The 11,089-nt window shown below is 61.8% G+C and carries 8 protein-coding genes; 5 read left to right on the top strand and 3 right to left on the bottom strand.

The genetic code is table 11. From position 1 onward, the window contains the following. On the bottom strand, positions 1 to 1,122 hold a 1,122-nt coding region (locus VL752_RS16935), incomplete at its 3' end, for an NAD(P)/FAD-dependent oxidoreductase (protein WP_325357039.1). An 89-nt stretch (positions 1,123 to 1,211) separates the two neighbouring features. On the opposite strand from VL752_RS16935, the gene VL752_RS16930 reads away from it, so the two are divergent. Then, positions 1,212 to 1,976, top strand: coding sequence for a class I SAM-dependent methyltransferase (locus VL752_RS16930; RefSeq protein ID WP_325357038.1), 765 nt, complete (start codon positions 1,212 to 1,214; stop codon positions 1,974 to 1,976). 190 nt (positions 1,977 to 2,166) lie between these two features. Continuing rightward, on the top strand, positions 2,167 to 2,919 hold the full coding sequence (locus VL752_RS16925; RefSeq protein WP_325357037.1) for an SDR family oxidoreductase: 753 nt from the start codon (positions 2,167 to 2,169) through the stop codon (positions 2,917 to 2,919). Between the two features lie 113 nt (positions 2,920 to 3,032). Here the strand turns inward: VL752_RS16925 and VL752_RS16920 are convergent, their stop codons facing one another. After that, positions 3,033 to 4,526, bottom strand: coding sequence for a S53 family peptidase (locus VL752_RS16920; RefSeq protein WP_325357036.1), 1,494 nt, complete (start codon positions 4,524 to 4,526; stop codon positions 3,033 to 3,035). Continuing rightward, entirely contained in the window at positions 4,523 to 6,169 is a 1,647-nt protein-coding gene (locus VL752_RS16915) for a S10 family peptidase (RefSeq protein ID WP_325357035.1), read from the bottom strand. The genes VL752_RS16920 and VL752_RS16915 overlap by 4 nt, the downstream gene beginning before the upstream one ends. 593 nt (positions 6,170 to 6,762) lie before the next feature. Between VL752_RS16915 and VL752_RS16910 the strand changes: the two genes are divergently transcribed. The 3 genes from VL752_RS16910 to VL752_RS16900 are packed head-to-tail and all read left to right on the top strand — an operon-like array spanning position 6,763 to position 10,582. After that, a complete protein-coding gene (locus VL752_RS16910; protein ID WP_325357034.1) occupies positions 6,763 to 7,296 on the top strand; it encodes a (2Fe-2S)-binding protein in 534 nt (177 codons plus the stop codon). Further along, positions 7,293 to 8,279: an FAD binding domain-containing protein gene (locus tag VL752_RS16905; protein ID WP_325357033.1), complete on the top strand. Its 987-nt coding sequence runs from the start codon at positions 7,293 to 7,295 to the stop codon at positions 8,277 to 8,279. The genes VL752_RS16910 and VL752_RS16905 overlap by 4 nt, the downstream gene beginning before the upstream one ends. After that, a complete protein-coding gene (locus tag VL752_RS16900) occupies positions 8,276 to 10,582 on the top strand; it encodes a xanthine dehydrogenase family protein molybdopterin-binding subunit (RefSeq protein WP_325357032.1) in 2,307 nt (768 codons plus the stop codon). Before VL752_RS16905 ends, VL752_RS16900 begins: the two co-directional genes overlap by 4 nt. Positions 10,583 to 11,089: the final 507 nt, after the last annotated feature.

The following is an 11,089-nucleotide window of genomic DNA, read 5'->3' as shown; positions in this document are numbered from 1 at the left end:
GAGGTTGCGCATCGCGGGTTCGCGAATTCGGTAGATGAACCAAGTGAAGGAGCCGAGCGCGCGTTGCGTCTGCGCATCATAGCGGCGTAGCAGGCGGGCGGCCTTGCGTGGGCTGCGCAGGGCGCCGTCCACCGCGTCGGCTGCCGAAAACGCGCTGACCATCGCGAGATAGACGCCAGTGGAGAAAACCGGGTCGATGAAGGCGCAGGCGTCGCCCACCATGAGAAAGCGGTCACCGCTGGTCCGCTTGGACAGGTAGGAATAGTTGCCGGTGGCCGTGACATCGCCGACGAGTTCAGCATCGCGCAGCCGGTCGGCGATCTCGGGGCTTGAGGCGATGGCCTGCCGGAAGAAGCTCTGCAGATCCGTGCCACGGGTCTTGAAGAAGTCCGCCGGGCAAACGGCGCCGACACTTGTCGTGCCGTCCGAGAGCGGAATGAACCAGAACCATCCGTTGTCGAACCAGACGATGGTGATATTTCCCTCGTCCTTGCCGGGCAGCCGCCGTGCGCCCGTGAAATGACCGAAGATCGCAGCGCTGTTATTGCGCGGATTGCGCTCCTTCAAGCCCATTTGGCCGGCCAGTAGCGTATCCCGGCCTGACGCATCGACCACGAAGCGGGTGCGCCATTTCCTGTCCTCGCCATTTGGGCCGCGCGCGGTGACGAGCGCCGGCTCGCCTTCGGGAAAGACGACGGCAGACACACGACATTCCTCGATGACCGTCGCACCCTTGGCGGCCGCGTTCTGCAGCAGCATATGGTCGAAGCTCGAACGGCGGACCTGAAACGAGTAGGGGAAGCGCTTGTCGTAGGCGCGGCCGAAATCGTATTTCACGCTCTTGCCGTGATAGGGCGAGACGAATTCGATGCCATATTTATGCATGGCGCTGGCTTCGATCTTGTCCCGCACCCCCAGCCGGTCGAACAGGGGCAGGTTATGGGGCAGGAGCGATTCGCCGATATGGAAGCGTGGATGCCGATCCTTCTCGGCCAGGATGACATGGTGACCGCGTTCCGCGAGAAGGGCCGCGATGGTTGAGCCCGCAGGGCCGCCGCCTACGACGAATACGTCGCAATCCGCCGTGGACACCGGCATCGCAGTCTGCTGAAGCTCAGTCACGCCCGTCTTCCCCATGGCGGGTAGCGCCGCGGGGTGTTGACCCTGCCACCATACCCGTCGACACTTGCCTGTATTGAGTTAGGCCATAGGTGTGCCGTTTGTCCAACACGCAAGATCGGCCAGAGGCGTCAGCTAAGGCCATCGACGCTTATTACGCTAACCCGGCTCGCCAGCCCGGCCCGGTTCGCGTCCTCTTCAATCGGACGGCGCGCCATTACAATCTGATAAACCAGATCTTTTCGCTCGGCTCCGGCGCCTGGTATCGGCGCAGCTGCCTGCGCAAGGCGGGGATCGCGCCAGGAATGACGGTCGTGGACGTTGCTGTCGGCACCGGCCTGCTGGCTCGCGAGGCGCGTCGTCTAATGCAGGGGCGCGGCACGCTGATCGGCGTCGACCTCAGTGAATCGATGCTAGCGGTGGCGCAGAAGAACCTGGGCATTCCCCTCGTGCAGGGCACAGCCGAAGCCTTGCCTTTTGCCGCGGGTACGGCGGATTTCGTGACGATCGGCTATGCGCTGCGTCATGTCTCCAACATCGAGCAGACCTTGCAGGAGGCATGGCGTGTCTTGCGTCCGGGTGGGCGGCTCGTGCTGCTCGAGATCAGTCCTCCAGCCAATCAGCTGGCCAAGGTCTCTGCCGCCATCTTCGTCGGCGGGATTTTGCCCGTCGTTTCTCTCGTGCTCGCGCGGGACCGGCAGGCACGCAGTCTGATGTCCTACCATTGGCAGACGATCGCCGCCTTTGCGCCGGTCGAGGCCGTCCTTCACATGATGCAGCATTGCGGCTTCGAATCGGCGCGATGTGCCAGCGAGCTAGACCTGTTCCGCTTCTTTTCCGCGCGAAAGCCGCTGTAACCAATGTCGATAGCGTTGTTGCGCCGCTTGGCCGTGGCGCACGAGCGCCGCCCATGGAGAATTTACCGCACTACCGCCCGGGGCCAGCTATCAATAGGGCAGCCGAGCGGGTTGTGCCCCGCTCCGCACGTCCGAGGAGGCCTATCAAACCAATTTGGAGCCTCCAGTCATCGACTGGGGAGGTCGAATCATGAAAATCGTCGTCATCGGCGGCACCGGCCTGATCGGCTCGAAGAGCGTCGCCATTCTGCGCCAGGGAGGCCACGAGGTCGTCCCCGCCTCGCCCAAAAGCGGTGTGAACACCATCTCCGGCGAGGGGCTCAAAGAGGTCATGACCGGCGCGGAGGTGGTGATCGATCTCGGGAACTCGCCTTCATTTGAAGACAAGGCCGTGCTGGAATTCTTCGAGACCTCCGGTCGCAACCTTCTCGCGGCGGAGGCCGCAGCGGGTGTCCGGCATCACGTCGCGCTTTCCATCGTTGCAACAGACCGGATGGACAATGGCTATTTCCGCGCCAAGCTTGCCCAAGAGAGACTGATCGTAGCCTCCGGCAATCCGTACACCATCATCCGCGCAACCCAATTCCTGGAATTCCTCGGCGGAATCGCCGATTCAAGTACAGATGGAACTGTCGTCAGGCTTCCACCCTGCCTGTTTCAGCCCATCGCGGCGGACGACGTCGCTGCCATTGTCGCCGAACTGGCGCCTGCGGCGCCCCGAAACGGCATCGTCGAGATCGCCGGCCCGGAGCGAGCGCCGCTTAATCAAATCGTCGCCCGCTATCTGAAGGCTGTCGGCGACCCGCGTGAGGTGGTGGGTGATCCCGAGGCCCGATACTGGGGCGGCCGGCTTGAACAATACTCGCTCGTACCATTGGCCGAGGCGCGCCTCGGCCGCATCGGCTTAGACGAATGGCTCCGTCGCTCACGGAAAGAAACCTGAACCCGGATTGGCGAAGCGAATAACGGCGTGTGTCGCTGCCGAGAGCGATTGCGCGGCTCCGCATGGGCGCTCGGTGAATATGCCAAACGGCAGTAGCCCTTAGTGTTCCGGCTTCAGTGCCGCTTGAGGGCGCTGTAGATCGCTGAGCCGATAGGCGTTCCCAGGCCCGTCACCGGATCCCAGCCGGGGCCGCAGGTGTAGCCGTTGTTGTTGCCGGAGGTTATGTCAGTGAAAGCCGCGGGCGCGGCATACAGCGCGGGGTTGATGAAACCCACGCTGCTGCCCAGTCCCTGATTGATGCGTGCGATAAGCGCGGCCCACAGCGGGGCGACCGCGCTGGTACCGCCCACCACCCTCGCTTGCCCATCGAGCGTCACCCGGTAGCCGGTCGCGGGATCGGCATCGCCAGCGACGTCCGGTACGCCGCGTCCGCTCGGCCCGGTGTCGCTCTGCCAGGGGGGGCGGGCGAAGTGGCTGCTGTAGCCACCGCCACTGGCGCCGCCCTCCGGCCCGTCGTTCCACGCGCTCTCGGCGCCATTGCTGGGCAGGCGGGTGCCACCGCAGCCCAGGACATGCGGACTTGATGCGGGAAAATCAACCGTCAGTGTGCCGTCCGCGCTGCCGTCGCTCGCTCCGCTATCACCCGATGCCGCGCAGACGCTAATGCCAAGGCTGCCTGCCGTCTGGAAAAGCTGGTCCATGGCGTCGAGGTCCTGGGCCGACCAATTGGTCTCCGGTCCTCCCCAGCTGATGGCGATGACGCTGGGGTTCCGCCGGCTGTCATGCACGGCGGCGGCAATGGTATCGAGAAAGGCGCGGCTGGAATTGCCGCCAAAATAAACGGCTAGATTGGCGGCCGGCGCTACGGACCCGGCCACTTCGATATCGAGCTGCACCTCGCCATCCGGGCCGTCCGTCGCGCCGGAGGGAGCGACGGAGACGTCATCGACCGGCACGGCTTCCAGTGTGCCGGTGCGATGGATCTGGAGCCCTGCGAAATACTGCGACATCTGAGCCGCATCATAGCCACCGCCGAGTTCGATAAGGGCGATGGTCTGTTTGGCGCCATTGGTCCCGGTCGGGAAGTCATAGCGTGCGGCAATCGCAGGCGGGTCGTAGCTCGTCTCAGCGGCGGCGCGCAGCGGCCGCAGACGAAAATGCGGGCGCGCGACCGGCCGTTCATCGAAGCCCATGATGGCAACGACATGCTCGGCCAAGTCCGGCGGCACATGAAGGTGCCCGGAACGGCAGATATGCTCGCCGGCAGCGGAGCGATAGCGGCCGAGCTTGTCAGGCTCGAAGGCGCTGCGCGCCTGGGCGTAGGTGCCGCTAAGGCAGACGCGGTGTTCCGCCGCGCGCGCAAGCCGGACCGTCAGGCCGTGGGACTGGGCGTAGGCGACGAGCCGATCGATCACGACCTGATCCGTCGCGTGATTGTGGGCAAAGTCCGCCCGGGACAGGCGCGGGGCGGCGGGGTTCATGGCGTGCCGCGGCTTGAGGATGATGGTCAGGCGGATGGGTTCGCTACCCATCGCATCGCCGATCGGCGATAGCGTGGGCTCCATAAGAAAACTACTGGGCAGGGTCTGCAGGTGATGTCGGATCATGCGGAATTGCCTGAATGTTTCGAATGGCTTTTCAGTGTGCGCTGCTGCAAGCCACGGATGCGCGCCAGCGCATGGGGATCGCTGGTCGCATCGTGATACAGCGTGAGAAGATCTGCTTTCAGCGCGGTCCGTGATCCGCCGTCGAGATAGATCATATGCCCGGATGGATAATAGCGAACGGTGAGGTTGCGGCGCACAGCTCCGTTTTCAATCGGCATATGCGCGAGGTCGAGCGTGGTCTGATAATAGGGCGTTACAGAATCATAATATCCATTGGCCGATAGAACTTTGAGATCGACGTTCAGGCTCATCGTCGCGGCCAGATCGCCTGCCGTGTACAGAACAACATTGCCCTTGCTGTCGATGCCCTTTTCAGCGCCCGTCGGGTCGGTATGGTGGAAATCCCAGTTGGCAAAGGCTTGGTCGTTGAGATCGGTGAAGGAGGAAGTAGAAGTGTAGCGCAGCTGGTCGTTCAGATAGCTGTTCCACATGGCCGTATAGGCGCCGTTGACGGCGGTCATCGTCGGGTCGTTCCCGCCGGACATCGGATCGACCTGTCCAGCGATGCCTGTGTCGATGCCGGTCGCGCGTCCGTCATAGGACCCCAGGGCGAGCCCCTTGTCTTTCAGAAGCGTAACGAGAAAAAGCAGGGTTCCGAGATCGTTGGTGGCAGCAACGTTCAGGTTCCAGCTTCGTAAGGTCGCGTCATCGATGCCGACAAGAGCGCTCAACTGACGGACAGTTGAATCATCGGGATGCGGCATGGCCTGGAGCGCCTTCGCATAGTCCGAGCCGGAGAACCGCATGGCCTGGTCGGCGAAAGGCGGAAGTTCGGGGGGCGGGGGCGTGACGCCCAGGCGCTTGTGGTACCAGGCGTTGGCGGCGCAGGTGGGCAGGAGTCCGATAGGGTCGCCCGCTTTTGCATAATCAAGGATCGAGGACTGGATAGTCAGGCCGTTGAGATCGACCCCGTCCTCATGGAGCATGTAGCTGAGCACGGCGGTCCGCGCGGTGCCGTACGATTCGCCGTAGAGGAATTTGGGGGCGTTCCAGCGGTCATAAACCGTGAGGTACCGCTTGATGAATTGCGCGAGCGACCGCGCATCCTGGTCAGTGCCCCAGAAATCCTTGTTCACCTTCGGCGCGATGGCTGCCGAGTAGCCCGTGCCGACCGGATTGATGAAGACGAGATCGCTCACATCAAGCAGACTGTCGGGATTCGCCTCGATCGTGTAAGGGGCGGGCGGGGTAAAATCCGGGAGCGACGTGCGCAGCCGCATGGGCGCGAAAGACCCCAGCAGCACGTAGACGGAGGACGATCCCGGGCCGCCGTTGTAGAAGAAGGTGACGGGCCTGGCATCCGGCTTCGCTTCATCGGCTGAGAAGGCGACATAGAACATCTTGGCGGCAGGCTGCGAACTGCTGGCATCGACTGTCACAAGATGCCCGGCACGGGCCGTGTAATCGACCGTCTTGCCCCCAAGAACAATCTGGTGCTGCGTGACGGCCGCCATCTCGCTGCTGTCCGTCACGTTGTCCTGCGGGCCATTGCCGTAGGCGACGGTGTCTGCATAGGGCTGATCGAGTTCGGGCTTCCGTACCGGCGCGTGGTCCGGCTGGCCGGAAGGGGAAGGTCCGCTCATGGCTCAGAGCTCCCGATGGCTGCGTACGCCAAAGGCGGCGCAGAGTTGGCATAGGCAGAAGAGGGTGCGGGTCCCCTCGCGCTCGCGCAACCGACGTTTTCGTGCGCACCAAAACCGTCCAGGCAAGAGGCCCATTCGCCTTCGGCGTCAGTCGGCGTGCTTCCCAACCTCGATCGTCTACTCCATGACCGCTCCCCCTGAACGAGTCGATCTGCTGGATCTGGCATCATGAAACCAGGATATTGCGGCCGCTTTGCCGCAGCATTTTTTCGGGCTGTCGACCAGGAAGTCCTTAATAACACGGCGCTCAGGTTTCCCAGCCTTCTCCGAAGACGATACCGCGTGACCTCCCTTGTTCTTTGACGATCAATAGATCAGAACGTAGTGAGCATGCCGAATTGGGGTGGACGGCTAGGCGGTCATCTGCGTACCGGGTAATGATGCAAAAAAGACACCGCCCGCCTCCTTACCTGCCCTGATGAAACGGTCTCGAGGGGTTCATTTGCGAGGGCAGGTTAGCCTCTCCGGCGTCAGGGCGCGGCGGCTCATCTAGAGCAGCAATACCATATTCGAACAGTCTGAAAGGTGAGGAAATGCCGATCAGGATCAATGGAACCGAAGCCGACGCGCCGCTTGATCCACGCGTGTCACTCCTGGATTTGCTGCGCGAAGGGCTCCACCTCTTTGGCGCAAAAAAGGGATGTAACCAGGGCGCGTGCGGTGCTTGCACCGTGCTTGTTGACGGGCAACGCGTTCTCTCCTGCCTCACGCTCGCCGTCCAATGCGAAGGCCGGGATGTCACGACTATTGAGGGCTTGGCTGGAGAACACGGTCTGCACGAATTACAAAAAGCCTTCATTGAACACGATGGTTTCCAATGCGGCTTTTGTACGCCCGGGCATATCTGCTCGGCACTAGGCATGGCCGCCGAGCTGGAGCGGGGCGTCCCGAGTGTCGTCACCGCCGATTTCTCTGATGAGGGCGCTACCCTGAGCCTTGAGGAAATCCGCGAGCGTATGAGCGGAAATCTATGCCGCTGTGGTGCGCATAACGGCATCATTGCCGCTATTGCCGAGGTGCAGGCACGACGCCAAGGTCAGACAGACGACAAGGAGGCTATGGCATGACTCCCTTCAGCTATTCCCGTGCCAGCGATGCTGCTGGGGCGATCCAACTCGGCGCTGTGGCGCAAGCTAAGTATCTCGGCGGTGGTACAAACCTCGTTGATCTTCTGCGGGAAACGATCGAACAACCCTCTGCTGTGATAGACGTTACCGGCCTCTCTGCCGCTATTACGCAGACGGATGCCGGTGGGTTATTGATTGGTGCTGCAGCAAAGAACACAGCCGTCGCTGAACACCGTGCGGTCCGCACGCAATACCCGCTGATATCGCGATCAATCCTTGCGGGTGCGTCTGCGCAAATTCGGAATATGGCGACTGTCGGCGGGAATGTTCTGCAGCGTACGCGCTGTTCGTATTTTTATGACGTCGACGGATCACGCTGCAACAAGCGGGTTCAGGGTCAGGGCTGCGACGCCATCGATGGCTTCAATCGCAATCATGCCATTCTTGGTGCGTCATCGTCCTGTGTCGCGACTCACCCTTCAGACATGTGCGTGGCACTCGCCGCCCTCGACGCGATGGTGCACCTGCAGGGGCCAGCAGGTGCACGAGTGATACCGCTGACCGATCTTCACCGTTTGCCAGGAGAAGACCCGCAGACCGAGACCGTGCTTCACATGGGCGAGTTGGTCACCGCCATAGAGTTGCCTGCTCCTCTTCTGGGAACGCGATCAACCTATAGAAAAGTAAGGGACCGGGCGAGCTATGCCTTTGCTCTCGTGTCAGTGGCAGCGGTCCTGGCACTTGAGGACGGAATAGTCACGGACGTTCGGTTGGCGTTGGGAGGAGTTGCCCCGAAGCCATGGCGGGCTCGCAAGGCAGAAAACAGCTTGCTTGGAGCGCCAGCTGCCGAGGCTGCGTTCCGTAAGGCGGCCGAAGCGGAACTCTCGGACGCCGCTCCCCTTCGTGACAACGGATTTAAGGTGGAACTTGCCATCCGCACGATGACTGCGGTTCTCACAAGCTTGGCGGGAGAGGCGTCATGAGCGCGATCAACAATGCCGGCGGCGGTGGACCAGCGGTTGGCCTAGCCGCCAATAGCTGGGGGCAGGGTGATGGCCCTGACCCCCTGATCCGCCACCAGCATGGTTCGGTCGGGGCGCCAGTGTCGCGCATCGACGGGCCGCTCAAGGTGCAGGGGAGGGCCACCTTCGCCGCCGAATTCGTGATGGAGCACCTGACCTATGCGGCCCTTGCCTTCAGCGCTGTCGCGAAGGGGCGTATCGCGACGCTGAATACCTCTGCAGCGGCGGCCGCGCCTGGCGTCGTGCTGGTCATGACCTATAAAAACGCTCCTCGCATGAAGCCTATGCCTCTGTTCATGACGGCGGAAAAGGCTGCAGGTGGCGATAATTTGCCGATCATGCAGGACGACAAAATCCATTGGAATGGTCAACCGATCGCTCTTGTCTTGGCCGAGACCCAGGAACAGGCAGACTTCGCCGCGACACTCCTTGACGTAACCTATCAGACTGAACCCTCAGACACTGATTTCGAAGAGGCGAAGCGAAAAGGAACCAAGCCCGGCGAGTTCATGGGCGAACCGCTCAAGCTTGAAATTGGTGATGCAGAAACCGCGCTAAAACAGGCTGCGGTCTGGATTGACGCCCGGTACAGTACGCCGCGTCACAACCATAATGCCATCGAGCCGCATGCTGCCACGGTTGCGTGGGAAGGGGACACTCTCGTCGTCCACGACGCATCCCAGGCTGTCGTGCATACTGCCTGGTCCATCGGCTCGGTCTTCGGCATCGACGAAAGCAAGGTCCATGTCACCTCTCCTTATGTCGGCGGTGGCTTTGGCTCAAAAACTCTTTGGCAGCACCAGGTACTTGGCGCCGCCGCATCGAAGCTCGCAGGCCGACCTGTTCGTATCACTTTGTCGCGGGAAGGCGTCTATCGGATGATCGGCGGCCGGGCGCCTACCGAACAGCGCGTGGCCATCGGTGCGGATAGGGATGGGCGATTCAATGCGATCATCCATACCGGGGTTGTGGCCATGTCTCGGCAAAACGCGCTGCCCGAACCATTCATCCTCGCGACACGGGGAGCGTATCAAGCCGATGCGTTCAAGCTGGATGTTGAGGTGGCTTATCTCGATATGCTCGCCAATACCTTCATGCGCGCCCCGGGCGAGGCCGTCGGCACTTTCGGGCTGGAATGTGCGGTAGATGAACTTGCCGACAAGCTCGGCATCGACCCGGTTGAACTTCGTATCCTGAACGAGCCGGCCAAGCATCCGACCGAGGGCAGGCCCTTCTCCTCTCGACATATCGTGGAGGCGTGGAGGACTGGCGCCGGGCGGTTTGGTTGGGCGAAACGCAGCCCCAAGCCCGGGGCCGCCCGGGACGGCGAATGGCTTGTCGGCATGGGCTGTGCCACGGCGACCTACCCCTACTATCGGATGCCCGGCGGCGCGGCTCGGATGACGCTGACGAAAGATGGCCACGTTCGGGTGGAGATCGCAGCGCATGAGATGGGCATGGGTACCGCCACGGCCCATGTACAGGTCACAGCCGACCGGCTGGGCCTCACTTTGGACCAGGTGAGTTTCGGCTACGGGGATTCGAAAATGCCCGGCGCGGTGCTGGCTGGCGGGTCGCAGCAGACGGCCTCCATCGGCGCGGCCATCGTTGCGGCCCAGCACGCGCTGGTGACTGAGCTTCTCGTCCTCGCCGGCAATTCATCTCCGCTCGCCGGGCTCAAACCGAACGAAGTCGGCGGTCTTAATGGCGGCCTCGCCGAGCTTGCCAACCCGACACGTTACGAAAGTTACGCTTCCATACTATCTCGCGCCGGACGCGAGCAGGTGATCGTGGAGGCGAATGCACCGCCGCCGACCGAATTGCAGAATTGGTCTATGCACTCCTATGGCGCGATGTTCTGCGAGGTTCGCGTCAATCCCATCACGGGCGAAACGCGGGTCAACCGTTTCCTCGGATCCTTTGATTGTGGATACATCCTGAATGCCAAAACAGCGGCGAGCCAGTTCCGTGGTGGCATCATCATGGGTCTCGGACTTGCTCTGATGGAGGAGGCGCAGTTTGACGGGCGGAACGGGCGTATTATGAACCCAAGCTTGTCCGAGTACCACATACCCTCGCATATGGACGTTCCCGATATTGACGTGATCTGGAACAATATTCCAGACCCGCACACGCCTATGGGTGCGCGCGGCATTGGAGAGATTGGTATCACAGGTACCGCCGCTGCCGTTGCCAACGCGGTTTTCAATGCCACCGGAAAGCGGATTCGTGACCTGCCACTGACGCTGGACAAGCTCATGTGACATTCTGATTCCCCGCCCCAGGGCAATGCAGGTCGCTTCGGCCAAGTATGAGTGTTTGTAGAGGCACCAGTGATCGCAGGCCCTGGGACGGCGGTGCTTCTTTGTGGCAGCGAACACTCGGCCGAAGCGGCTGCTCCAGTTCAGGACGCTCTCGGATCTGACGATGACACGATGCGCCGCCACGATCGGCTCGACATCCCGCAAGCTGGGGCCGCCGCAGCGATACAGTCAGTCGGTGCACACAACAATCTCCGATGGCAAGCGGGTTCTCGCAAACCTCTTTAGCGTTGCCATCAAGGGGAGATTAGAAAATCTTATAGCATCCCAAATCCACACGACGGCTAAAACCGTTGCGACAATGGATGGTCCACCAGTTCGGGAGTCAGTGTTCCCGCAGGCGAACCTTGCATCAATGGCAGCGGTCCAAGGATAAGAGGCGTCAAAAATGGATTTGCGGATCAAAGGCCGAACGGCACTTGTTCTGGGCGGCGGTGGGGGCCTTGGGGC

The organism is Acidisoma sp. (assembly GCF_035492295.1).
In the GTDB taxonomy this organism is placed as follows: domain Bacteria; phylum Pseudomonadota; class Alphaproteobacteria; order Acetobacterales; family Acetobacteraceae; genus Acidisoma.
Note: the sequence above shows the minus strand (reverse complement) of the source record. Positions and strands in the feature narration are given on the sequence as shown.

Excerpts from the sequence above, each read along its gene's own strand:
- VL752_RS16910 (WP_325357034.1), top strand. The coding sequence starts at position 6,763 with ATGCCGATCAGGATCAATGGAACCGAAGCCGACGCGCCGCTTGATCCA.
- VL752_RS16925 (WP_325357037.1), top strand. The coding sequence starts at position 2,167 with ATGAAAATCGTCGTCATCGGCGGCACCGGCCTGATCGGCTCGAAGAGC.
- VL752_RS16920 (WP_325357036.1), bottom strand. The coding sequence starts at position 4,526 with ATGATCCGACATCACCTGCAGACCCTGCCCAGTAGTTTTCTTATGGAG.
- VL752_RS16900 (WP_325357032.1), top strand. The coding sequence starts at position 8,276 with ATGAGCGCGATCAACAATGCCGGCGGCGGTGGACCAGCGGTTGGCCTA.
- VL752_RS16905 (WP_325357033.1), top strand. The coding sequence starts at position 7,293 with ATGACTCCCTTCAGCTATTCCCGTGCCAGCGATGCTGCTGGGGCGATC.
- VL752_RS16915 (WP_325357035.1), bottom strand. The coding sequence starts at position 6,169 with ATGAGCGGACCTTCCCCTTCCGGCCAGCCGGACCACGCGCCGGTACGG.